Origin of the sequence: Streptococcus sp. 21.1 (assembly GCF_016648635.1) — a bacterium.
Taxonomy (GTDB): Bacteria; Bacillota; Bacilli; order Lactobacillales; family Streptococcaceae; genus Streptococcus.
This window is the reverse complement of record NZ_JACLQL010000001.1, coordinates 235,071-260,315: the sequence shown is the minus strand read 5'-3', so window position 1 is coordinate 260,315 and position 25,245 is coordinate 235,071. Positions and strand designations below refer to the sequence as shown.

25 protein-coding genes and 1 tRNA gene are annotated in these 25,245 nt (G+C 39.6%); all 26 read left to right on the top strand.

Annotation, left to right across the window (positions count from 1 at the left end; all coding sequences use genetic code 11):
- Positions 1 to 38: 38 nt before the first annotated feature.
- Positions 39 to 656 (top strand): PepSY domain-containing protein, encoded by a 618-nt coding sequence (locus H7U01_RS01310; RefSeq protein WP_195414158.1) that lies wholly within the window; start codon positions 39 to 41, stop codon positions 654 to 656.
- Between the two features lie 132 nt (positions 657 to 788).
- Positions 789 to 992, top strand: a complete 204-nt coding sequence (locus tag H7U01_RS01305) for a hypothetical protein (RefSeq protein WP_002886082.1) — start codon at positions 789 to 791, stop codon at positions 990 to 992.
- 227 nt (positions 993 to 1,219) lie between these two features.
- Complete coding sequence (locus H7U01_RS01300) at positions 1,220 to 1,435, top strand: hypothetical protein (protein WP_037612505.1); 216 nt, start codon at positions 1,220 to 1,222, stop codon at positions 1,433 to 1,435.
- Between the two features lie 11 nt (positions 1,436 to 1,446).
- Complete coding sequence (locus tag H7U01_RS01295; protein WP_141760026.1) at positions 1,447 to 1,725, top strand: hypothetical protein; 279 nt, start codon at positions 1,447 to 1,449, stop codon at positions 1,723 to 1,725.
- A gap of 396 nt (positions 1,726 to 2,121) precedes the next feature.
- Positions 2,122 to 2,700 (top strand): flavin reductase family protein, encoded by a 579-nt coding sequence (locus H7U01_RS01290; protein WP_201040971.1) that lies wholly within the window; start codon positions 2,122 to 2,124, stop codon positions 2,698 to 2,700.
- A complete protein-coding gene (locus H7U01_RS01285; RefSeq protein ID WP_201040969.1) occupies positions 2,687 to 3,247 on the top strand; it encodes a GNAT family N-acetyltransferase in 561 nt (186 codons plus the stop codon). The genes H7U01_RS01290 and H7U01_RS01285 overlap by 14 nt, the downstream gene beginning before the upstream one ends.
- Positions 3,247 to 3,825 (top strand): AAA family ATPase, encoded by a 579-nt coding sequence (locus tag H7U01_RS01280; protein WP_104020713.1) that lies wholly within the window; start codon positions 3,247 to 3,249, stop codon positions 3,823 to 3,825. The genes H7U01_RS01285 and H7U01_RS01280 overlap by 1 nt, the downstream gene beginning before the upstream one ends.
- Positions 3,818 to 6,469, top strand: coding sequence for a valine--tRNA ligase (locus tag H7U01_RS01275; RefSeq protein WP_201040967.1), 2,652 nt, complete (start codon positions 3,818 to 3,820; stop codon positions 6,467 to 6,469). The genes H7U01_RS01280 and H7U01_RS01275 overlap by 8 nt, the downstream gene beginning before the upstream one ends.
- Before the next feature lie 14 nt (positions 6,470 to 6,483).
- Positions 6,484 to 7,815 (top strand): AAA family ATPase, encoded by a 1,332-nt coding sequence (locus H7U01_RS01270; RefSeq protein ID WP_201040959.1) that lies wholly within the window; start codon positions 6,484 to 6,486, stop codon positions 7,813 to 7,815.
- The gene (locus H7U01_RS01265) at positions 7,787 to 8,308 is read left to right on the top strand and encodes a hypothetical protein (protein ID WP_201040957.1); all 522 of its coding nucleotides are present in this window, start codon (positions 7,787 to 7,789) and stop codon (positions 8,306 to 8,308) included. The genes H7U01_RS01270 and H7U01_RS01265 overlap by 29 nt, the downstream gene beginning before the upstream one ends.
- A gap of 119 nt (positions 8,309 to 8,427) precedes the next feature.
- A complete protein-coding gene (locus tag H7U01_RS01260) occupies positions 8,428 to 9,660 on the top strand; it encodes a DNA cytosine methyltransferase (RefSeq protein WP_201040955.1) in 1,233 nt (410 codons plus the stop codon).
- 165 nt (positions 9,661 to 9,825) lie between these two features.
- Entirely contained in the window at positions 9,826 to 11,406 is a 1,581-nt protein-coding gene (locus H7U01_RS01255; protein ID WP_201040953.1) for a hypothetical protein, read from the top strand.
- A gap of 367 nt (positions 11,407 to 11,773) precedes the next feature.
- Entirely contained in the window at positions 11,774 to 11,971 is a 198-nt protein-coding gene (locus tag H7U01_RS01250; RefSeq protein ID WP_002890193.1) for a F0F1 ATP synthase subunit C, read from the top strand.
- Between the two features lie 32 nt (positions 11,972 to 12,003).
- Positions 12,004 to 12,711 carry a F0F1 ATP synthase subunit A gene (gene atpB / locus H7U01_RS01245; RefSeq protein ID WP_002885921.1) on the top strand — a complete coding sequence of 236 codons (708 nt, stop codon included), beginning with the start codon at positions 12,004 to 12,006 and terminating at the stop codon, positions 12,709 to 12,711.
- Positions 12,712 to 12,731: 20 nt separating this feature from the next.
- Positions 12,732 to 13,229 carry a F0F1 ATP synthase subunit B gene (gene atpF, locus H7U01_RS01240; protein WP_014634008.1) on the top strand — a complete coding sequence of 166 codons (498 nt, stop codon included), beginning with the start codon at positions 12,732 to 12,734 and terminating at the stop codon, positions 13,227 to 13,229.
- A complete protein-coding gene (locus tag H7U01_RS01235; RefSeq protein ID WP_002885901.1) occupies positions 13,229 to 13,765 on the top strand; it encodes a F0F1 ATP synthase subunit delta in 537 nt (178 codons plus the stop codon). The genes atpF and H7U01_RS01235 overlap by 1 nt, the downstream gene beginning before the upstream one ends.
- A gap of 15 nt (positions 13,766 to 13,780) precedes the next feature.
- A complete protein-coding gene (gene atpA / locus H7U01_RS01230) occupies positions 13,781 to 15,286 on the top strand; it encodes a F0F1 ATP synthase subunit alpha (protein ID WP_060933918.1) in 1,506 nt (501 codons plus the stop codon).
- Between the two features lie 18 nt (positions 15,287 to 15,304).
- Entirely contained in the window at positions 15,305 to 16,183 is an 879-nt protein-coding gene (locus H7U01_RS01225) for a F0F1 ATP synthase subunit gamma (protein ID WP_002890208.1), read from the top strand.
- A 76-nt stretch (positions 16,184 to 16,259) separates the two neighbouring features.
- Positions 16,260 to 17,666, top strand: a complete 1,407-nt coding sequence (atpD, locus tag H7U01_RS01220) for a F0F1 ATP synthase subunit beta (protein WP_002890209.1) — start codon at positions 16,260 to 16,262, stop codon at positions 17,664 to 17,666.
- 12 nt (positions 17,667 to 17,678) lie between these two features.
- A complete protein-coding gene (locus H7U01_RS01215) occupies positions 17,679 to 18,095 on the top strand; it encodes a F0F1 ATP synthase subunit epsilon (protein WP_002890211.1) in 417 nt (138 codons plus the stop codon).
- A gap of 260 nt (positions 18,096 to 18,355) precedes the next feature.
- A complete protein-coding gene (gene ftsW, locus H7U01_RS01210; protein ID WP_037599630.1) occupies positions 18,356 to 19,636 on the top strand; it encodes a cell division peptidoglycan polymerase FtsW in 1,281 nt (426 codons plus the stop codon).
- Positions 19,637 to 19,872: 236 nt separating this feature from the next.
- Positions 19,873 to 21,069, top strand: coding sequence for an elongation factor Tu (tuf, locus tag H7U01_RS01205; RefSeq protein ID WP_002890213.1), 1,197 nt, complete (start codon positions 19,873 to 19,875; stop codon positions 21,067 to 21,069).
- 253 nt (positions 21,070 to 21,322) lie between these two features.
- The gene (tpiA, locus tag H7U01_RS01200) at positions 21,323 to 22,081 is read left to right on the top strand and encodes a triose-phosphate isomerase (protein ID WP_002890214.1); all 759 of its coding nucleotides are present in this window, start codon (positions 21,323 to 21,325) and stop codon (positions 22,079 to 22,081) included.
- A gap of 256 nt (positions 22,082 to 22,337) precedes the next feature.
- Positions 22,338 to 24,323 (top strand): transketolase, encoded by a 1,986-nt coding sequence (gene tkt, locus H7U01_RS01195; RefSeq protein WP_201040951.1) that lies wholly within the window; start codon positions 22,338 to 22,340, stop codon positions 24,321 to 24,323.
- Positions 24,324 to 24,415: 92 nt separating this feature from the next.
- Positions 24,416 to 24,488: transfer RNA gene (locus tag H7U01_RS01190), tRNA-Thr, on the top strand.
- A gap of 123 nt (positions 24,489 to 24,611) precedes the next feature.
- Positions 24,612 to 25,241, top strand: a complete 630-nt coding sequence (tmk, locus tag H7U01_RS01185; protein WP_070438794.1) for a dTMP kinase — start codon at positions 24,612 to 24,614, stop codon at positions 25,239 to 25,241.
- Positions 25,242 to 25,245: the final 4 nt, after the last annotated feature.

Genomic DNA, 25,245 nt, shown 5'->3' with positions numbered 1-25,245 from the left:
TATAATAGTAGTATTAGATTAAAATAGCGGAGAATTTTATGCGAAAAATGAAAAAGCTAGCGGGCTATCTGCTTCTGCTCGCTATCCCAGTTGCCATCGCTGCAGGCCTGTTTATCTTTAACGGTTCAGGTTATCGCTTGTCAGAACAAGATGCGGCAGACATTGCTTACAAAAATGCAGGTGTCAAAACTTCTGAGATTTCTCAATCAACAGTTTCGAAAGCACGTTCTGGGCTTCACGGAAGTTATGAGATTAGTTTCACAACGTCAGACAACCATTTTGAGTATACAATTGATGGTCAGTCAGGATCTATTTTGAAACATAAGAGTGACCATCCAACAACTAAGGATAAGGATGACGCTCAAAAAAGTGAAGAACCTAAAGACGAGACTCAACCTAGTGAAAGCAAGGAAGAGACAGCAGTATCCAAAGAAACTGCACAAACAACAGCTCTTAACCATGCTGGCCTAGCTGAAGGTTCTGTGACAAACTTGAAAACGGAATTGAAGACTGAAGGAGACGGTAAGGTCTACAATATCAGCTTTGACTATGCTGCTAGCGGTCTACGTTATAAATACGCAGTAAATGCTGATTCGGGAGCTATCGTAGCCTATACGACTGAGTATCTCACAGGGGCTGCGACTCCTGCTCAGTAGGTCGCAGATAGAGTGAAGGCCCTCCTTATTATTAAGGAAAATTCTTGCAATTTCTCTGAAATGGTGTAAACTAAAAGTGAAAACGGTAACAGTAGCTGTAGATCTTGCCGTAGAATCAAGGAGGCTTTGACCATGAAAGAATTCCAAGCATTTAAAGACACGCTTAGCAATAAGGCTCTCAAAGCCATTTACGAAGAAAGTAAATTGGAAGTCCAAGACGAAACAACTGAAGGTACAGAAGCCTTCTCACTAGCCTTGGCAACCCAAATGGCTATCAATCTACTCGAAAGCTATGAAAAATGGCTAAAAGAAGAAAGAGCTAAGGAAGAAAAATAAGATGAAATCCTTGTCGGAAGACAGGGATTTTTCTAATGGAAAATAAAGTTATCTAGAATGTAGATTATCTGTCTTGAAATATCTATAGTACTATCATTTATGTACTCAAAATAAAATAAATGCTTTTACTTATGATAAATGAGCCATTTCTTGTGAAAACGGTCTCAATTTTAGCCGATGTTTTGTTACAATGGTTTCAGCAAGTTCCTTAAGAGAGGAGTAGAGAGATGATTTTCTTGGTGGTTAGGATAATTACTATGATGTTAGGGGTTATAGTTACTTACCTGCTATTGTGTTATTTTATTAGTCATACACAGTCTGAACATGTTTTAATAAGAGCACATCAAAGACGAGTTGCAGCTGGGAAAAAGCTCAAAGATGTTTGTGGGCTTGAATTAAAAGTTCATAAAGAACATTTTCAGAAGGATTTTGAAGGAAAGTGATGGTGAACTTCATGGAGTTAATTAAATCATTTCTTGTGGCGCCCTATTTTCTTGGGATGATTCTTGGTGGTGTATTTTTAGGGATTTATGTGTTGATAGATAAGATTATTAAGAATCCGATAAAAGATATCGATTATTACAAAAAGTTTGTAGAATCTTACAAAGAAGAAGCAGATTTTTATAAAATGTCCTCCGAAGAGTATAAAACGATGGCAATAACTTACCGTAAGAGATATTTGGAAAGTCAAGCAAAGTTAGAACTTGTCATGAAAGGTAATAGTAGCCATTGAAAATTGTGAGGAAAAGTAAGACAGAGGACCTACTTTCAAATTCAAAAATCAATAAGATTTCCATCACAATTTCATTTGTCTTGGTCTTAAAATTGTGATAAAATAAGAGCATTCAGAGGTGCTTTGAAGCCCATTTGTCACAGGAAGCGGTGGTACTGAGAAATCCGCACAAATGTCAAAGCTGGTTGCTGATGGTCAAATTGAATCAAGAAAGCTGTGAGTGGTTACCACTCAAAACTGGGTGGTACCGCGGATACACATTCGTCCCTGTCATGGTTATGACAGGGATTTTCTATAGCTTTTAAAGAACCAAGACCGAAGGTCGCAGGTGAATTTAGAGATATTGATGCAGACAGAGCGAAAGCGAGGTCTACGTTCCTATCAGAGGAGGGTGACATGAAGCAATCTTTTGAAACCAGTAAATTGTACTATGGTTTTCCCATTTTTATCTTGGGTTACCAGGACCAGACCTATGGCTATAATGTGACGACTTGTAGTTCTTCTTATAGTCTAGGAGATTGGCTCGTTATAGGGGTCGGTAGTGAGGAAAATGCGGCAGACCAGATTAAACATTATCAGAAGTTCACAGTGAATATTCCTGATGAAAGTTTTATGCTGGAGATGGAGCAGGCTGGTTTTATTAGTCATCGTGAGAAGATTGCTAAACTCGGCATAGATTTTCAACCTTCTGATTTGACACAAGCACCTATCCTGGAGGCTTGCCCAGTCGTATTGGATTGCCAGGTAGAGCGGATTATCGAGGAAGATGGCATCTGCCATATCTTTGCTAAGATTCTCGAGCGACTTGCTGATTCTGATTTGGTAGATGACAAGGGGCATTTTATAAATGACCGCTTTGCCCCAACTTACTTTATGGGGGATGGTCATCAGCGCGTTTATCGTTATCTAGATGACCGAGTCGATCCTATGGGAATCTTCATCAAGAAAGCGAGGAAGAAGGATGACAAGAACTGAATTGCCCGAACGAATCGAAACGGAGCGTCTCGTTTTGCGAGTCCGTACAGTGGCGGATGCAGAGGATATCCATGCCTACGCTAGTCTCCCAGAAGTTTCTTACTCAGCAGGCTTTCCGCCCGTCAAGACCTTGGAAGATGAGATTTATTACCTAGAACATATCCTTCCAGAGCGCAATCAAAAGGATAATCTCCCAGCTGGTTACGGCATTGTGGTTAAAGGGACTGATAAAGTCATTGGCTCTGTTGATTTCAACAATCGCCACGAAGACGATGTACTTGAGATTGGTTATACCTTGCACCCAGACTATTGGGGCCGAGGTTATGTACCAGAAGCAGCGCGTGCTTTGATTGATTTAGCTTTTAAAGAACTGGAGCTTCACAAGATTGAGCTAACTTGCTTTGGCTACAATATCCAAAGTCAACGAGTCGCTGAGAAACTTGGTTTCACCCTCGAAGCTCGCATCCGAGACCGCAAAGATGCCCAAGGAAATCGCTGTGATGATTTGAGATACGGCTTGCTGAAGAGTGAGTGGGAGGTGGATTGATGCATGTTTTTATCATTGGAGCTCCAGCCTCAGGGAAAATGACCATTGGTCAGGAACTTTCGAAACTCACCGGTGCGACTCTCTTTTTCAACCATCAACCAATTGATTTCGCACTCGAAATCTATCAAGATTTTACAGAGGAAATGTGGGAATTTGTTCGTGGAATTAACTTTTCTTTTCTTGGAACAAGCGCCAGGAATCATCGGTCGGTGATTTTAACAGGCGTAATTGACTTTTCAAATCAATACCAACTGATGTATTTGAAGAATATTCAAGATTTATTAAATGAGTATCATCAAGAGATTCTCTTTGTTGAATTAGAAACGTCTCTTGAGGAGCGCTTACGTCGAAATCGGACGGAGAATCGGTTGAAGTATAAGCCCTTGAAACGGTATGTTGAGGTATCTGAAAGAGAGATTTTAGAGACTGATAAAATGAATCAACTTAATTCCCAAAAGCAACCGAGTGGTCTTCACCACTACCTTAAAATTGATAATACGAATCTGTCCGCAGAAGAAGTTGCAAAGCAGATTCAAGAAAAAATGAAAACAATAGAGAAAGGACACACACATGTCTAAAGAACTTTCACCTAAATACAATCCAGCCGAGGTTGAGGCTGGTCGTTACCAAAAATGGCTTGATGAAGATGTTTTCAAGCCTTCAGGCGATAAAAAGGCTAAGCCTTATTCCATCGTGATTCCACCACCAAACGTAACCGGTAAACTTCACCTTGGTCACGCTTGGGATACGACTTTACAGGATATCATCATCCGTCAAAAACGCATGCAAGGTTTTGATACACTTTGGCTTCCTGGTATGGACCACGCTGGGATTGCAACTCAGGCTAAAGTAGAAGCGCGTTTGGCTGAAAATGGCATCTCTCGTTATGACCTTGGTCGTGAAAAATTCCTTGAGAAAGTCTGGGAATGGAAAGACGAATATGCGACGACCATCAAGGAACAATGGGGTAAGATGGGGCTCTCTGTAGACTATTCTCGTGAGCGTTTCACCCTTGACGAAGGTCTATCAAAAGCTGTTCGTAAGGTCTTTGTAGAGCTCTACAAGAAGGGCTGGATTTACCGTGGTGAATTTATCATCAACTGGGATCCAAAAGCTCGTACAGCCCTTTCTGATATCGAGGTGATTCACAAGGATGTGGAAGGTGCCTTCTACCACATGAATTACATGTTGGAAGACGGTTCACGTGCCCTTGAAGTGGCAACAACACGCCCCGAAACCATGTTTGGGGATACAGCCGTAGCGGTTAACCCAAATGATGACCGTTATAAAGACTTGATTGGTAAAAATGTTATCTTGCCAATCTTGAACAAGCCAATCCCAATCGTTGGGGACGAACACGCAGACCCTGAGTTTGGTACTGGTGTGGTTAAAATCACTCCTGCCCACGACCCTAATGACTTCTTGGTTGGTCAACGTCATAACTTGCCACAAGTCAATGTTATGAACGATGATGGTACCATGAATGAATTGGCTGGAGAATTCAACGGTATGGACCGCTTTGAAGCACGTAAGGCTGTTGTTAAGAAATTGGAAGAAATCGGTGCCCTTGTTGAAATTGAGAAAATGACTCACTCAGTTGGTCACTCAGAACGTACAGGTGTTCCCGTTGAGCCACGTTTGTCTACACAATGGTTTGTTAAGATGGATCAATTGGCGAAAAATGCCATCGCAAACCAAGACACAGACGACAAGGTTGATTTCTACCCACCTCGTTTCAACGATACCTTCCTTCAATGGATGGAAAATGTTCACGACTGGGTAATCTCTCGTCAGCTCTGGTGGGGTCACCAAATCCCTGCTTGGTACAATGCTGAGGGTGAAATGTACGTTGGTGAAGAAGCACCAGAAGGCGACGGATGGAAACAAGACGAAGATGTCTTGGATACTTGGTTCAGTTCTGCCCTCTGGCCATTCTCAACTATGGGTTGGCCTGACGTGGAAGCAGAGGATTTCAAACGTTACTTCCCTACATCGACCTTGGTTACAGGTTACGATATCATCTTCTTCTGGGTGTCTCGTATGATCTTCCAATCATTGGAATTCACAGGACGTCAACCATTTAAGAATGTCCTTATCCACGGTCTTATCCGTGACGAGCAAGGACGTAAGATGTCTAAGTCACTCGGTAACGGTATTGACCCAATGGATGTCATCGAGAAATATGGTGCTGACGCCCTTCGTTGGTTCCTTTCAAATGGTTCTGCACCAGGTCAAGACGTGCGCTTCTCTTATGAGAAAATGGATGCGTCTTGGAACTTCATTAACAAGATTTGGAACATCTCTCGCTATATCCTCATGAACAATGAAGGGTTGACCTTGGATGCGGCACGTGAAAATGTAGCTAAAGTGGCTGCTGGTCAAGCAGGTAACGTCACAGACCATTGGATTCTCCACAACCTTAACGAAACTATCGGAAAAGTCACTGAAAACTTTGATAAGTTTGAATTCGGTGTGGCTGGTCACATCCTCTACAACTTCATCTGGGATGAGTTTGCGGACTGGTATGTTGAGTTGACCAAGGAAGTGCTTTATAGCGACAACGAGGACGAAAAAGTCATCACACGTTCTGTTCTTCTTTATACCTTGGATCAAATCTTGCGTCTCCTTCACCCAATCATGCCATTCGTAACCGAAGAAATCTATGGCCAAATCTCTGAAGGAACGATCGTGACTGCTGAATACCCAGTGGTTCGTCCAGAATTTGAAAACGAAGAAGCAGCAGCCGGCGTTGAAGCTCTTAAAGACGTGATTCGCTCAGTACGTAACTCACGTGCAGAAGTGAACGTAGCTCCAAGCAAGCCAATCACTATTTTGATTAAGACAAGCGACAGCAAGCTCGATGCCTTCTTCAATGATAACGTCAACTACATCAAACGCTTCACAAACCCAGAACACTTAGAAATTGCAGCAGATGTCGAAGTACCTGACTTGGTTATGTCAAGCATCATCACAGGTGCAGAAATCTACTTGCCACTCGCTGACCTTCTCAATGTTGAAGAAGAATTGGCTCGTCTTGAAAAAGAATTAGCCAAATGGCAAAAGGAACTCGACATGGTTGGTAAGAAACTTAGCAACGAACGCTTCGTAGCCAATGCCAAACCAGAAGTCGTCCAAAAAGAACGCGACAAACAAGCTGACTACCAAGCTAAATACGACGCAACCGTAGCACGTATTGATGAGATGAAGAAGTTGGTGAGATAAAGGAGATAATCAAGATGGAAATTAATCATCTAGGGCCGATAAAAAAGGTAAATGTTGAGTTATCAGATGGGATGATTTTTATTGGTCCCAATAATTGCGGAAAGACCTATCTAACTTATAGTTTATATGCTATTTTGAACGTAATAAATGATGTCAAGTGTAATTTTATAACAGATGAAGTAGCTCAGGAATTAATTGATAATGGAACGGTAACTTTAGATTTGTCCTTATTAAAAAATAAGTTGGCAAATAGTGTACTTAAAAAAATACATGATATAAATATAAATGATTTACCTGAATATTTTAATATTTCAGCGAGCAACTTTAAAGATACAGCCGTTAAAATTTCAAGTAAAGAATTGTTGGATATTATTGAACTACTTTTTTTTAAAGATAAAGCAAAATCAAATAATGCCCCTCTTCCTTTACAAAAACATTTATTTTGGGTCACATCTGAAATTTCAAGTGATGAAAAGAATGTGACGCTTAATTTTAGTTTTGATTTTACTGAGTCTGAAATTAATAGTTCACAAATTGATATTGAAAACGTAAAAGATATATTAAATGGTTTTACTATTCGCAGATTATTATTTAAAATTAACAATATTCTTTATATACCAGCTGAAAGAAATGGTTTAAATGTCTTTAGGAAGGAATTACTAGCCTCTCGTTCTTCTATTTTTGATGGTGTTTCAACAAATAAGAGAATATCAAAATATCCTCGTCCGATTTCTGATTATTTGAATTATTTAAATATGATTGATATTAATAGCTTTTTTGATAATTCTGATTTAGATTTATATAATTTTCTTTCCGAAAATATTATAAAGGGTAAATTTGAAAAGGTGAATGATGATATTTTCTTCCGCCAATTTTATAGAAAAGATAGACGTGGATTGAAATATAAGAGGAAAAATATTCCTTTTCAAGTAGCATCATCATCTGCAAAATCTTTATATGGGTTAGACATATATTTTGAGCATTTAGTATCAAATGGAGATATCTTATTCATTGATGAACCAGAAATGAACTTAGATCCTAGTTCCCAAGCTAATATGGCAACTTTTTTAAATCGTTGTATTGAATTTGGTGTCAAAGTAATTATCTCAACCCATTCGTATAATTTAGTTCGAGAATTTGTTAATATCTCATTGAAAGAAGCCCCAGGTAGAATTAATCTATTTGAATATGATGATACAAAAGAAACATTTTGTAAAAAAGACGTACAAAAAATTAAGTCACTTCCTATTTTCGATAGAATTCAAGAGAAGTTAATAGATGATTACTATGATATTATTGAACAGATGGAGGATGACAATGACGCTTTCTCAGAAACTATTGGATAATATAAATAGTCGATATGTTTCTCAAAATACTGAAAGAGAAATTATATTAACAGAGACAAATAAGAATTACTCAGTTACAATCCGTATTAGCGGAGATAGTGATGTTATATTAATAAAAAATATTGAAGATTTAAAACAAAAAGATTTACCATACACTTTAAGGCATTTTATGCCTAAAGATTGCGATTATATATTGATACGAGAAAAGAAAAAAGAAATATTTTTTATAGAGTTGAAATCAGAGAAGCCAAAAAAATTTAGATGGGAAAAAAACGATATAATGGCTCAATTATGTGCAGGAGAAGAATGGGCTAGACATTTAATTTTTTGTTCCAATCCTGATTTTTATCAATTTGAAGAGTATAGAAAGTATTTTGTCGCAATAAACAAAAAGGATCTAAAGAAATGTTTAATTGAATTAACGGAAGAAAGAAATGGAAGAAAGTTTACATTTTGGAATGGCTGTTCTTTTAATTTATCGGAATTTAAGTAAAATTTATATAAATAAATTTTGGGGGATGTACAGTATTTATGATATTATAGCTTAGGAAATTGAAACACTTTTGTGTAAACTAAGCTAAAAAGTCAATATTTTAGAAAGCAGGTTACTACATGACAAATTCTGTAAGTTCGAACCAATCTGAGAAGTACAACATTGCAGCTTTCTTCTCAGGTGTTGGGGGAATTGAGTTGGGATTTGAACAGACCAACGAGTTCAGAGTGGTGTATGCCAATGAATTTGATAAGTATGCGCGTGAGACCTATCAGTTGAACCATCCAGATACCTATTTGGATGGTCGTGATATTCACTATGTTCAACCAAAGGACATTCCAGCTGAACGTGTGGATGTGATTATGGGAGGCTTTCCTTGTCAAGCTTTTAGTATTGCGGGTTATCGCAAGGGCTTTGATGATGATCGTGGTGATCTTTTCTTCGAATTGCTACGCATGATTGAGGGACGAAAACCTCGTGCTATCTTCATCGAAAACGTCAAGAACATGGTCGGGCATGATCATGGCAATACTTTCAAGGTTATTCGTGAAGCCTTGACCGAGAACAACTACTTCATCAAGTGGAAGGTTCTCAATGGGAAAGACTACGGAAATATCCCACAAAACCGTGAGCGTATCTATATTGTTGGCTTTGATACTAAAGAAGCCTATGATATTTTTGAATTTCCTGAAGAAGTCAATTTGACAACTTCTCTGAGTGATGTGATTGATTTTGGTGCGACACCTGGCGAAGCATTCTATTACCGAGAAGGTAAGCAAAGATTCTATGATGAATTAAAAGAGTGTGTGACTAGTCAGGATACAGTTTACCAATGGCGCCGTCAGTATGTCCGTGAAAATAAAAACGGCGTTGTTCCTACTTTAACAGCTAATATGGGAACAGGTGGACATAACGTTCCGTTGATTCTGACAGACAGTGGTGAGATTCGTAAATTAACACCAAAGGAAACCTTCAATGTACAAGGTTATCCAAAGACCTTTAAGTTACCTGAGGGTGTTTCAAATGGTCAACTATATAAACAAGCTGGAAATAGTGTAGTTGTCCCTGTAATTAAACGCATTGCGGAAAATGTTGCCAAGGCTTTAAACAAGGGGATAGGTAAATCTCACCATAACCGTTCAGGAAATATCGCAATTATCTATATCAAGATCAATGGACAATTTGAAGGCGAGTCGTATGTTAAAGATTTTGTAAATAATGAAGCAGAAGCATACAAAAAAATCTACGAAGAATATGATGGCAATCTTGAAGTTATTACTGATGAACAGTATAGATCGTTGATTCGTAATAAAAGAAGTAAAGAATTTTATATGCTGTCCATAAATAGATAATGAATCTATACGTTTCGTTTTTTCCAGCTAAAATTATGTTAGGTTATCTGAAAATCGTAGCAATTTAGCATTTTACATCATTATTTAACGAATTATATAAGAAAGAGGACTAGTGAAAATCTAGTCTTCTTTTGATATACTTAAGCAAGAAGTGAGGATTGATTGATGTGGGAACACTTAAAACAAGAACAAAAAGAAAAATACAAGACTCTCATTACCAATTTTGCTAGTCTGAGTGAGGCCTTTTCACAAAAAGCAGAAGCAGATGAAAAGAATAGCACCGAAGATTTTGTAGCTCCAATTGTTAATTCTAAATTTCAGGAAACTGTTTTTCAAAGAGCTTTTCAAGCAGTTGGAGAGGATATTGCAAATACCTCCTATGATGCTTCGGTTGTCGTTGATGAGAAGCACAAATATCTCGTCGGAATCAAATCATTTGGTCTTAATTCAGGCGACCAAAAGATTGCTCAGTTTAAGAAAGACTCACAGTCTTGGAATGAATTACTAAGTGAAATTACTTTTTATGCTGAGATTTCTCCTGATAAAGAAAGTGCAGACAGGGAAAATTATGAGCGATATGAAAAATTAGCTCGAAAAATTGCAACTTTACGGAATCAACGAATTGAATCTTCCAAAGCATTGATTAAGGGTTTTAAGTCAGATTCAACTCATGTGGAGGCTGTGTATCATGTATTAATGCCGACACCAAAAGGTAGCGTCCCTCAAATTCATGTGGGCGAGACATCTTATTTACCAGTTGATTTGGATAACTTACAAATCAAAGGGTCGACCAATCTGAAAAATCCAACGAATTTTAGGTTTACTGACGGTCATCATGATTACAAGTATACTGCTGCAGATAGTCAGCTACATATGACTTTTAATAATAAGGAAATTATTGTCGATACTTGGGATGTACAGTATGTCGAAGACCCCTTTTATCTTTTTGAGAATCTTCATTTATTGACAGCAGATAAGAAAGCTCCTGATATTTTAGAAACTGTTTCTTGGGTAATCACAGATAAAAATGGGAATGTAGAAGAAAATTCTGGTTTTAATGGCTTTAATGGCGGATCTAAGTTAGCTAAGAAAGACCGTTTACCACGTATTATAAAATTTCAGAATCGCTTTAAAAACGAGTTATCCTCAGAGGAAATGGCTTTTGCGATATATTCATTAGAGGAGATTTTATTAAAGAGTTGGAAGACTAAGGAAGAAAAACATCAAATGAAGATTATTCGTGAGAAATTAGTAGATTTTGCTTATTCAAAGAATAATCAAGATTTAATCAAGAGTATTGAAAAGTTGGTTTACCGACCTGTGAGCGAGGTTTATATTCCAATCCCAGAATCAAACCATTTTCATGCCGAGAGACCAGATTTTTTTGGAAAGAATATTGGGACGTTTAAACCTGGAACAAAGGAGCTCGCTCTTTCAAAAGAAAATCGAACGTTTAAGTTGAAATTTTTACCATCTGGAGATATTATTGATGCCTATATTAACCAAGAATCTGGGAAAGCAATCCAGTCTATAGATAAACAGGATATTCTTGGGAATTGGATTTTGAGAGGGGTCTTTCAACTTGCTGAACGAGAAATCCTAACGGCCCAACGTTTAGACGAATTAGAAATCAATGGTATTCGTCTCAGCAAATTCAAAAATGGAGAAATTGGTATTGAGTTTATCTGGATTGATGTTGATAATCCTCCATCTGATGCTATTGGATGGGTGGCGAAGGACAAATAATTATTTACAAATTTCTAAAATAATCACCCCCCCTTCAGCTTCCTTTAAGCAACCCAGGCTATACTATAGTCATCCTAATAAGTATTACTGAACGTCGTTCGGTAGCGCTCACATGTTCTGGTTTTAAGTCAGACAGTGTATCTTTCTTTTTTCATAAATCTCCCAAACAAGTCTAATCTCACAAGGTTAGGCTTGTTTTTATGAAATAAGCAGAAAGTTTTTCATTAAAAGTAAACGCTTGTGTAAGTAAAATGAAAACGTTAGGCAAAGTCAGTGAAAACGTCTAAAAAACCGTCAATTCATTGACTTTCGTGGAAAATAGGACTAAAATAGCAGGGTAAAAATAATTAAAAAGGAGAATTCTACTATGAATCTAACTATCTTAGCCCTCGGTTTGGCCGTTATGGGTGTATCTGTTGGTGAGGGTATCCTCGTTGCCAATATCGCTAAAGCTGCAGCTCGCCAACCTGAGATGTTTAGCAAACTTCAAACATTGATGTTTACTGGTGTTGCCTTTATCGAAGGTACCTTCTTCGTATTGTTTGCCCTTAGCTACATTGTCTAATAGACAAATAAAAGATGAAGGAGGGATGAGCAGTGGAAACTACAAGTAATCCAACCGTCTCATTATTTGGGATTGATTTTGACTTGACTGTCCTTGCCATGTCTCTCTTGACAGTAATTATCGTTTTTGGAGTGGTTTTTTGGTCAAGTCGTAAGATGACCATTAAACCAAAGGGAAAACAAAATGTGCTTGAGTTCATCTATGAGTTTGTGAATAGTACCATTTCTCAAAGTCTTGGGAAATTCACGAAGAATTATAGTTTGCTCTTGTTTGTAATTTTCACCTTTGTTTTTACAGCAAACAACTTAGGTTTGCTTGTGTCTGTAAAAAGTGAGCATTACAATTTTTGGACTTCTCCAACATCGAACTTCGGTGTTACTATCACTCTTTCTTTGATTATTACCCTCATTAGTCATATTGAGGGGATCCGTAAAAAAGGGTTTAAAGGCTATCTAAAGGGCTACCTTTCACCATACCCAGCTATGCTCCCAATGAACATTTTGGAACAATTAACCAACCTTGCTTCATTGGCCTTGCGTTTGTTTGGTAACATTTATTCTGGTGAGGTACTTACTGGCTTGATTCTTCAATTGGTGACCTGGTCTGCTTTTGCAGCACCTGTATCCTTTGCTTTGAACCTTGTCTGGGTTGCCTTTTCAGCCTTTATCGGCTTTATCCAAGCCTATGTCTTTATTATCCTAAGTTCAAACTATATTGGTGATAAAGTCAACGAAGAATAATTAAGAAAGGGAGAAATGAAATGTCAATACTTATTAATAGTACGACACTTGGTAATATCATTATCACACTCGGCTCAGTTTTTCTCTTGTATTACCTCATCCGTAAATTCGCATGGGATCAAATTACAGGAATCTTTGCTGCTCGTGAAAAGAAAATTGCCACAGATATTGATAGTGCTGAAAATGCTCGTCAAGAAGCAGAAAGCTTGGCACAAAAACGTCAAGATGAGTTGGCTGGTGCTCGCACTGAGGCAGCTCAAATTATTGATGGGGCCAAGGAAACTGGTAAAACTCAAGAATCAAAAATCATTGCAGAAGCACATGATGAAGCTAAACGCTTGAAAGAAAAAGCAAATCAAGACATCGCCCAAAGCCGTGTGGAAGCACTTGCTGGCGTTAAAGGTGAAGTTGCAGACTTGACTGTCCTCTTGGCGGAAAAAGTTATGAAACAAAACCTTGATGCTAAAGCGCAATCTGACTTGATTGATAGCTATCTTGATCAATTAGGAGATGCTTAATGGATAAGAAAACACAAGCTCTTGTTGAGCAATATGCCAGAAGTCTGGTAGAAGTCGCTTTTGAACAAGACGCCGTGTCAACAATCCAAGAAGAAGTAAGGCAAATCCTAACAGTTTTTGCTGAAACAAATCTAAAAACCTTCTTGTCGCAGGAAAATGTGACAAGTGAAGCTAAAAAAGAAAGTTTGAGCTTGTTTCAAGAGTCTTGTTCAGTGTATATGAACAATTTTCTTGAGGTAATCTTACTCAATGACCGTGCCAACATTCTCTATGATGTGTTGAAATTGGTCCTTGAGCTCTTTGATCAAGAAGACAATACTTACGATGTTACAGTGACATCAGCAAGTCCCTTGTCTGAGGAACAAAAAGCCCGACTTTTGGCAATTGTTTCACAAAAATTTGAGATTAAGACACGTCGTTTAGTAGAAAAAATTGATGAGGACCTCATCGGAGGATTCGTCATCAAAGCAAAAAATAAGGTTGTTGACACGTCAATTCGCAGTCAATTGCAAACCTTTAAAACGAATTTGAAATAGAAAGTGGTGTGACTTTTGGCAATTAACGCACAAGAAATTAGCGCTTTAATTAAAAAGCAAATTGAAAACTTCCAGCCAAACTTTGACGTCACTGAAACTGGTGTCGTTACCTATATCGGTGACGGTATCGCACGTGCTCGTGGTCTTGATAATGCCATGAGTGGTGAGTTGCTCGAATTTGAAAATGGTGCCTATGGTATGGCCCAAAACCTTGAAACTAATGATGTCGGTATCATTATCTTGGGGGATTTCGTAGCAATTCGTGAAGGCGATATTGTTAAACGTACTGGAAAAATCATGGAAGTTCCAGTTGGTGAAGCCCTTATTGGTCGTGTAGTAAACCCACTTGGGCAACCAGTTGATGGTCTTGGTGACATCGAAACAACAGGTTTCCGTCCAGTTGAAACACCTGCTCCAGGTGTTATGCAACGTAAATCAGTTTCTGAGCCATTGCAAACTGGTCTTAAGGCCATTGATGCCTTGGTTCCAATTGGACGTGGTCAACGTGAGTTGATCATCGGAGACCGCCAAACTGGTAAAACTTCAGTAGCCATTGATGCGATCTTGAACCAAAAAGGTCAAGATATGATCTGTATCTATGTGGCTATTGGTCAAAAAGAATCAACAGTTCGTACACAAGTAGAAACGCTTCGTAAACATGGTGCTCTTGATTACACAATCGTTGTGACTGCCTCAGCATCACAACCATCACCATTGCTTTACATCGCGCCTTACGCTGGTGTTGCAATGGCTGAAGAGTTCATGTATAACGGAAAACACGTCTTGATTGTTTATGATGATTTGTCTAAACAAGCCGTGGCCTATCGTGAACTTTCATTGCTTCTCCGTCGTCCACCAGGTCGTGAAGCCTACCCAGGGGATGTCTTCTATCTCCACTCACGTCTTTTGGAACGTTCAGCTAAAGTTTCAGATGATCTTGGTGGTGGTTCAATTACTGCCTTGCCAATCATCCAAACGCAAGCCGGAGATATCTCAGCTTATATCGCAACAAATGTTATCTCAATCACAGATGGACAAATCTTCTTGCAAGAAAACTTGTTTAACTCAGGTATTCGTCCAGCCATTGATGCGGGTTCTTCCGTATCACGTGTAGGTGGATCAGCGCAAATTAAAGCGATGAAGAAGGTTGCTGGTACACTTCGTCTTGACTTGGCTTCATATCGTGAACTTGAAGCCTTTACGCAATTTGGTTCAGATTTGGATGCTGCGACTCAAGCGAAATTGAACCGTGGTCGTCGTACAATCGAAGTTTTGAAACAACCGCTTCATAAACCACTTCCAGTTGAGAAACAAGTTGTTATCCTTTACGCTTTGACACACGGTTTCTTGGATAGTGTTCCGGTTGATCAAATCTTGGATTTTGAAGAAGCACTCTATGACTACTTTGATAGTCACCATGAGGATATCTTTGAAACTATTCGTACAACTAAGGATATTCCTGAGGAATCTGTACTTAATGAAGCTATCCAAGCTTTCAAAGATCAGTCAGAATACAAATAGAAATAGGGAGGACAGCATATGGCAGGCTCTCTAAGAGAAATCCAAGCAAAAATTGCTTCAACTAAGAAAACGAGTCAAATCACGGGAGCCATGCAAATGGTTTCTGCCTCAAAATTGACACGTTCTGAGCAAGCTGCTAAAGATTTCCAAATCTATGCCTCAAAAATTAGACAGATCACAACAGATCTTCTACATTCAGAATTGATTAATGGTTCGTCAAATCCAATGTTGGATGCACGCCCAGTTCGTAAGACAGGTTACATTGTCATTACTTCAGATAAAGGACTTGTTGGAGGTTATAACTCAACAATTCTTAAAGCTGTGTTGGACATGATTAAACGTGACCATGATTCTGAAGATGAATATGCTATCATTTCTATTGGTGGAACAGGTTCAGATTTCTTCAAGGCTCGTAACATGAATGTTGCTTTTGAACTTCGTGGCCTTGAAGATCAACCTAGTTTTGATCAAGTCGGAAAAATCATTTCTAAAGCTGTAGGAATGTATCAAAATGAACTTTTTGACGAACTCTATGTGTGCTATAACCACCATGTTAACAGTTTGTCTAGCGAAGTTCGTGTGGAACAAATGCTTCCTATCGCTGATTTGGATCCCAATGAATCAGAAGGTCATGTGTTGACCAAGTTTGAATTGGAACCAGATCGTGACACTATTTTGGATCAACTCTTACCACAATATGCGGAGAGTCTTATCTACGGTGCTATCGTAGATGCCAAAACAGCTGAGCACGCAGCGGGTATGACTGCAATGCAGACAGCCACTGATAATGCTAAGAATGTGATTAACGATTTGACAATCCAATATAACCGTGCGCGTCAAGCTGCCATCACTCAGGAAATTACTGAAATTGTTGGTGGTGCAAGTGCACTTGAATAGCTAGAGATTTGTCTTAATTAGACACACATGAAAAAGGGATGATTGTCATCCAAAAAACTATCATAAGGAGAAAACAATGAGCTCAGGCAAAATTGCTCAGGTTGTTGGTCCTGTTGTAGACGTAGCGTTTGCAGCTGGTGATAAACTCCCTGAGATTAACAATGCATTGGTCGTTTATACTGATGAACAAAAGTCTAAACGTATCGTGCTCGAAGTAGCTCTTGAACTTGGAGAAGGTGTGGTTCGTACCATTGCCATGGAATCTACTGATGGATTGACTCGTGGACTAGAAGTTCTGGACACTGGTCGTCCAATCAGCGTTCCTGTTGGTAAAGATACCCTTGGACGTGTCTTTAACGTTCTTGGTGATACCATTGACTTGGAAGCACCTTTTGCAGAAGATGCAGAGCGTGAACCAATTCACAAAAAAGCACCAACTTTCGATGAATTGTCAACATCTACTGAAATCCTTGAAACAGGGATTAAAGTTATCGACTTGCTTGCCCCTTACCTTAAAGGTGGTAAAGTCGGACTCTTTGGTGGTGCCGGTGTTGGTAAAACCGTTCTTATTCAAGAGTTGATTCACAACATTGCCCAAGAGCACGGTGGTATTTCCGTGTTTACAGGTGTTGGTGAACGTACACGTGAAGGTAATGACCTTTACTGGGAAATGAAAGAATCTGGCGTTATTGAGAAAACAGCCATGGTCTTCGGTCAAATGAACGAACCACCTGGAGCACGTATGCGTGTTGCTCTTACTGGTTTGACAATTGCGGAATACTTCCGTGATGTCGAAGGTCAAGACGTGCTTCTCTTCATCGATAACATCTTCCGTTTCACTCAAGCAGGTTCTGAGGTTTCTGCCCTTCTTGGTCGTATGCCATCAGCCGTTGGTTACCAACCTACACTTGCTACTGAAATGGGTCAATTGCAAGAACGTATCACATCAACTAAAAAAGGTTCTGTTACATCAATCCAAGCCATCTACGTTCCAGCCGATGACTATACTGACCCAGCGCCAGCTACAGCATTTGCTCACTTGGATTCAACAACCAACCTTGAACGTAAGTTGACACAAATGGGTATTTACCCAGCCGTTGACCCATTGGCATCAAGCTCACGTGCCCTTTCACCTGAAATTGTTGGTGAAGAACACTATGCTGTTGCGACTGAAGTTCAACGTGTGCTTCAACGTTACCGTGAATTGCAAGATATTATCGCTATCCTTGGTATGGATGAATTGTCAGACGAAGAAAAAACATTGGTTGGACGTGCTCGTCGTATCCAATTCTTCTTGTCACAAAACTTTAACGTTGCTGAACAGTTTACAGGTCAACCAGGTTCTTATGTTCCAGTTGCTGAAACCGTTCGTAGCTTTAAAGAAATCCTTGAAGGTAAATATGATAATCTTCCAGAAGATGCCTTCCGTAGCGTAGGTCCAATTGAGGATGTAGTAGCTAAAGCTAAAGCTATGGGCTACTAATGAGGTGAAGATATGGCACAAATGACCGTACAAGTGGTAACTCCGGATGGTCTGAAATATGATCACCATGCCAGCTTTATCCACGCGGTTACTAAAGATGGTCAAATTGGTATCTTGCCAGGCCATATTAACTTGATTGCGCCACTTGAAGTGGATGAACTCAAGGTTCGTCGTGTGGATGACGAGAGTCACGTCGATTGGATTGCCGTAAACGGTGGTATCATCGAAGTTAAAGATGATTTTATTACTATCGTTGCCGATTCAGCAGAACGTGAACGCGACATTGACGTTTCTCGTGCCGAACGTGCCAAGCAACGTGCCGAACGTGACTTGGAAGAAGCAACTAAATCTGACCGTATTGATGAAGTTCAACGTGCTCAGGTTGCTCTCCGTCGAGCACTTAATCGTATCAGTGTCGGTACAAAATAAGACAAAAAAAAAACGAGACTTTGGTCCCGTTTTTTATTTGTCGTAAAAGAAAACATGAGAAGTAGCAAAGTTATCAAAGAAAGCTCATTGTAAAACCTATCTGAAGGTAAGATAAAAAATCAAATTTCCAGTCCTGAAAACGGTTAATTTAGCTTTTACTTTAGTTTAAGGTATCAAAGTGTTATAATATAAGCTGTTAGCTTTATATTTTAAGAGAAAATGTAGAGTAACGTAATAGAAAGTATGAGTTTTTTAAAGATATGAAAATTGAAAAGAAGCATCTTTTAGATTACACCATCTTGATACCTTATTTAATCTTATCCATAGTTGGTTTAATAGTAGTGTATTCAACAACAAGTGCTCGTTTAGTAGCCTTGGGAGCTAATCCCTTCGCATCTGTTATAAACCAAGGAGCCTTTTGGTTGGTATCCTTGTTCTCTATTTTTTTCATCTACCGACTGAAGTTGAACTTTCTCAGGAAAGATAAGCTTTTGGGTGTTGTTATTGCCTTTGAGATTTTACTTTTGGTCATTGCCAAATTTTTCACCAGGGAAATCAATGGTGCCAATGGTTGGATTGTGCTTGGCCCCTTGTCTTTCCAACCAGCGGAGTACCTTAAGATCATTGTTGTCTGGTTCTTGGCACACACTTTTTCAAAAAAACAGTCTGCTATAGAACGTTATGACTACCAAGCCTTGACGAAGAATAGATGGATTCCTAGGAATGGTAAGGAACTTAATGACTGGCGTGTTTATTTGCTTGTAATGATTGGTTTGGTTGCTATCCAACCTGACTTGGGTAATGCGGCTATCATTGTATTGACTACGGTAGTTATGTTTTCAATTTCTGGTGTTGGCTACCGTTGGTTCACGGCCTTATTTGCAGGCATTGTAGGGATTTCATCAGCCTTCCTTGGTTTAATTGCCTTGGTTGGGGTTCAAACCATGGCTAAGGTACCTATCTTCGGTTATGTTGCCAAGCGTTTCGCAGCATATTTTAATCCGTTCAAGGATTTGACTGGATCTGGTCTCCAGCTATCTCATTCCTACTATGCTATGAGTAATGGGGGCTGGTTCGGTCTTGGACTTGGAAATTCGATTGAAAAAACTGGTTATCTCCCAGAAGCTACAACAGACTTTGTGTTTTCAATTGCAATTGAAGAGTTAGGTCTTATCGGAGCTGGCTTGATTCTGGCCCTCCTCTTTTTCCTCATTCTTCGTATTATGATTGTGGGAGTAAAGGCACGAAATCCTTTTAACTCTATGATGGCATTGGGTGTAGGTGCCTTAATGCTAATGCAGGTCTTCGTTAACATCGGAGGAATCTCAGGGCTAATTCCATCAACAGGGGTTACCTTCCCCTTCCTTTCGCAAGGAGGTAACTCTCTTTTAGTGACTTCAGTTGGGATAGCCTTTGTCTTGAACATCGCTGCTAATGAAAAGCGTGATAATATTGTTCAAGCGATTGAGGATGAGTTATCTCAGACTCAAGAATTGGAAAATCAAGATGAAAAAATCGTACCTTTAAGAAGAAGTCGTTAATACGGCTTCTTTTTTCGTTAGATGGTGTTAGTCAGTAGTATGAATATAGTGAAAGCTAATAGGAGCAGTAGAAATAGAATTAGTGAAAGGAATATTTGTAATTACTCTAAAGAAAAACTGAAAACTATATAAAATACTTGCAATTCTATGACATTTTGATAGAATAGTAGAGTAAAGTTAGACTGTATTGCCTACTGTCTATCTATAAAATATATTTTATTGGAGGCTTTTCCTAAATGGCAAAAGAAAAATACGATCGTAGTAAACCACACGTTAACATTGGTACAATCGGACACGTTGACCACGGTAAAACTACTTTGACAGCTGCTATCACAACTGTATTGGCTCGTCGTCTTCCTAGCGCAGTTAACACACCAAAAGACTACGCTTCAATCGACGCTGCTCCAGAAGAACGTGAACGCGGTATCACAATCAACACTGCACACGTTGAGTATGAAACTGAAAAACGTCACTACGCTCACATCGACGCGCCAGGACACGCGGACTACGTTAAAAACATGATCACTGGTGCCGCTCAAATGGACGGTGCGATCCTTGTAGTAGCATCTACTGACGGACCAATGCCACAAACTCGTGAGCACATCCTTCTTTCACGTCAGGTTGGTGTTAAACACCTTATCGTCTTCATGAACAAAGTTGACTTGGTTGACGATGAAGAATTGCTTGAATTGGTTGAAATGGAAATCCGTGACCTTCTTTCAGAATACGATTTCCCAGGTGATGACATTCCAGTTATCCAAGGTTCAGCTCTTAAAGCTCTTGAAGGTGATTCTAAATACGAAGACATCATCATGGACTTGATGAACACTGTTGACGAATACATTCCAGAACCAGAACGTGACACTGACAAACCATTGTTGCTTCCAGTCGAAGACGTATTCTCAATTACTGGTCGTGGTACTGTTGCTTCAGGACGTATCGACCGTGGTGTTGTTCGTGTCAATGACGAAGTTGAAATCGTTGGTCTTAAAGAAGAAATCCAAAAAGCAGTTGTTACTGGTGTTGAAATGTTCCGTAAACAACTTGACGAAGGTATTGCCGGAGATAACGTCGGTGTCCTTCTTCGTGGTATCCAACGTGATGAAATCGAACGTGGTCAAGTATTGGCTGCACCTGGTTCAATCAACCCACACACTAAATTCAAAGGTGAAGTTTACATCCTTTCTAAAGAAGAAGGTGGACGTCACACTCCATTCTTCAACAACTACCGTCCACAGTTCTACTTCCGTACAACTGACGTAACAGGTTCAATCGAACTTCCTGCAGGTACTGAAATGGTTATGCCTGGTGATAACGTGACTATCGACGTTGAGTTGATCCACCCAATCGCCGTTGAACAAGGTACAACATTCTCTATCCGTGAAGGTGGACGTACTGTTGGTTCAGGTATCGTATCTGAAATCGAAGCTTAATTAATATTAAGTTCCCAATACAATTATTCGTCAGACAATAATTGAGAGAGTCGAGGTTACTCGGCTCTTTTTGGTGTTAAAAAATACTTGTGATTCTATACTTTTAAACTGTTTAAGGTGCTTAAGCTAAGTTTTGATAGTGAAAAAAATCATAAAGCAAGTCGAGTTTTCGGAATTTTCCTAAAATCCTAGTAATAGTAAGGGATTTGTGATAAAATAAACGAGTAAATAAATAAAAGAAGAGGTATGTGAAATGTCACGTAAACCATTTATCGCTGGTAACTGGAAAATGAACAAAAATCCAGAAGAAGCAAAAGCATTCGTTGAAGCTGTAGCATCAAAACTTCCTTCATCAGATCTTGTTGAAGCTGGTATCGCAGCTCCTGCAGTTGACTTGACAGCTGTACTTGCCGCTGCTAAAGGTTCAAACCTTAAAGTTGCTGCACAAAACACTTACTTTGAAAATGCTGGTGCCTTCACTGGTGAAACTAGCCCACAAGTTTTGAAAGAAATCGGTACTGACTACGTTGTTATCGGTCACTCAGAACGTCGTGACTACTTCCACGAAACTGATGAAGACATCAACAAAAAAGCAAAAGCAATCTTTGCTAACGGTATGCTTCCAATCATCTGTTGTGGTGAATCACTTGAAACTTACGAAGCTGGTAAAGCAGCAGAATTCGTAGGAGCTCAAGTTTCAGCTGCTCTTGCTGGATTGACTGCAGAACAAGTAGCTTCAACAGTAATCGCATACGAACCAATCTGGGCTATCGGTACTGGTAAATCAGCTTCACAAGACGACGCACAAAAAATGTGTAAAGTTGTTCGTGACGTTGTAGCTGCTGACTTTGGTCAAGAAGTTGCTGACAAAGTACGTGTTCAATACGGTGGATCAGTTAAACCTGAAAACGTTGCTGAATACATGGCTTGTCCAGACGTTGACGGAGCTCTTGTAGGTGGTGCATCACTTGAAGCTGAAAGCTTCTTGGCATTGCTTGACTTCGTTAAATAATTTTACATAAAGTCGGGGTTTCCCTCGGCTTTTTTTGATGAATAGATTTAATAATTGCTTGGGATAAGACAAATGCTATTGGTTTGTAAAAACGAACGCTTTAGGTCCTGTATTTTATAGGTTTAGGGGCTCACAAATAGAATTGGATTGCCCAAAGAGATAGATAATATGCTATAATTAAAATAGTATAACTAGAGCTCAGACGCTAATAGTCTGTATGCTCCGCATTTTTTTCCAAAAAAGGAGAGTTAGAATCATGACTTTTGATGCAATTGACCAAATGGCGGTCAGCACTATTCGTTCGCTTTCGATCGAGGCAATTCAAGCCGCGAATTCTGGGCACCCAGGTCTTCCTATGGGTGCAGCGCCAATGGCTTATGTGCTTTGGAACCATGTGATGAATGTTAATCCAAAGACTAGCCGTAACTGGACAAACCGTGACCGTTTTGTTCTTTCTGCTGGTCATGGTTCTGCCTTGCTTTATAGTCTATTGCATCTTTCTGGCTATGATGTGACAATGGACGACTTGAAGAATTTCCGTCAATGGGGCTCTAAGACTCCAGGTCACCCTGAAGTTAACCATACTGATGGTGTTGAAGCAACATCAGGTCCTCTTGGTCAAGGGATTGCTAATGCTGTAGGTATGGCAATGGCTGAAGCTCACTTGGCAGCTAAATTTAACAAACCTGGTTTTGATATTGTTGACCATTATACTTATGCCCTCCATGGCGATGGTTGTTTGATGGAAGGTGTTTCTCAAGAAGCTGCCAGTCTTGCTGGTCACCTTAAACTTGGTAAGTTGGTACTTCTTTACGATTCAAATGATATCTCACTTGATGGACCAACTTCAATGGCTTTCACAGAAGATGTTAAGGCTAAGTTTGAAGCTTATGGTTGGCAACACATTCTTGTCAAAGATGGTAATGATTTGGAAGCTATTGCTAAAGCCATCGAAGAAGCTAAGGCTGAGACAGATAAACCATCTATCATTGAAGTTAAGACAATCATTGGTTATGGAGCTGAAGGACAAGGGACATCAGCTGTCCACGGTGCTCCAATCGGTCAAGATGGCATTGATCACGCAAAAGGTGTTTACGGTTATGATGCACCGGCATTTACAGTTCCAGATGAAGTTGCTCGTCGTTTTGAAGTTGGTATTAAATTCCGTGGTGAAGCTGCTGAAAATGCTTGGCAAACTAAATTTGCAGAATATGAAACTGCTTACCCAGAATTGGCTACTGAATACAAGGCTGCCTTTGCAAATGAACCTGTAAACGTTAACTTGAATGCTCATGAATTGGGTTCAGCAGTAGCTAGCCGTGTATCAAGCCAACAAGCTATCCAACAGATTTCTGAACAAGTTCCTTCATTCTGGGGAGGTTCAGCAGACCTTTCAGCTTCTAACAATACTATGGTTAAGGCTGAGTCTGATTTCCAAGCAGATAACTATGTTGGACGTAATATTTGGTTTGGTGTGCGTGAGTTTGCTATGGCTGCAGCGATGAATGGTATTGCTCTTCATGGTGGTACTCGTGTTTATGGTGGTACCTTCTTCGTCTTCTCAAACTACTTGCTTCCAGCAGTACGTATGGCAGCTCTTCAAAACTTGCCAGTAACTTATGTTATGACACACGACTCAGTAGCAGTTGGTGAAGATGGACCTACTCACGAACCAATCGAACAATTGGCAAGTGTGCGTTCAATGCCTAACCTTAACGTTATCCGTCCTGCAGATGGTAATGAAACTAATGCTGCATGGAAACGTGCCTTGGCTGAGACTGAACGTCCAACAATGCTAGTCTTGACACGTCAAAACTTGCCAGTCCTTGATGGTACTGCTGAAAATGCTGAAACTGGTGTCAATAAAGGAGCTTACATCATCTCAGAAGCAAAAGGTGATCTTGATGGTATCATCATTGCAACTGGTTCTGAAGTAAAATTGGCTCTTGATACGCAGGCTGCTCTTGAAGCTGAAGGTGTGCATGTTCGTGTTGTTTCAATGCCATCACAAAATCTCTTTGATGAACAAGATGCTGCATATAAAGAAGAAGTTCTTCCAGCAGCTGTGACAAAACGTTTGGCTATCGAAGCTGGAACTAGCTTTGGTTGGGGCAAATATGTTGGTCTTGCAGGTAAAACACTTACTATTGATACTTGGGGTGCCTCAGCACCTGGTGACCGTATCTTTAAAGAATATGGATTCACTGTTGAAAATGCAAGTCAACTTTACAAATCATTGTAAGAAAAGAATGAGCTTGGCTAGTCCAAGTTCTTTTTTGTAAATTTCATACAGAACTTGACTTTTTAGGACATAGTGTTAGAATGACTGTGTCAGCCGATTTAGCTCAGTTGGTAGAGCAACGCACTCGTAACGCGTAGGTCACAGGTTCGAAACCTGCAATCGGCATGGTCAGAAGTATTCAGATAGAAACAGGGGTTTTTAGAAACCTCTGTTTTCTTTTGCCCTTGATTGTTCATTTGAGCTAAAATTTGATAAAATAGAAAGTAAAGAAATCAAAAAGGAAGTATCATGTCAAAAGGGTTATTAATCTCAATCGAAGGGCCAGATGGTGCTGGAAAGACCACAGTTTTGGAGGCACTTTTACCTCGTCTTAGAGAAGCCTATCCAGCCAAAGTCGTGACGACACGTGAACCAGGAGGAGTAGCTATTGCAGAGCAAATCCGTGAGGTTATTCTGGATGTAGATAATACGGCTATGGATGCTAAGACAGAGCTCTTGCTCTATATTGCTGCTCGCCGTCAACATCTGGTTGAGAAGGTTTTGCCAGAGCTTGAAAAGGGCAATATGGTCATCATGGATCGCTTTATTGATTCATCAGTTGCCTATCAAGGTACTGGTCGTGGCTTGAATCAGAATGAGATTGCCTGGTTAAATGCCTATGCGACTGATGGGTATAAACCTGATGTGACCCTATTGTTTGATGTGGATTCTGAGACTGGTTTGGACCGCATTGCAGCTAGCGGCGAACGTGAAGTCAATCGGTTGGATTTAGAGAAACTTGACCTACATCAGCGTGTACGTCAAGGTTATTTGGATTTGGCACAGGCTGAACCAGAACGTATCAAGCTAATTGATGCCTCACAGGATTTTGAGGATGTTGTAGAGCAAGCTTGGAATGTAATTAAAGACTATTTATAAGGAG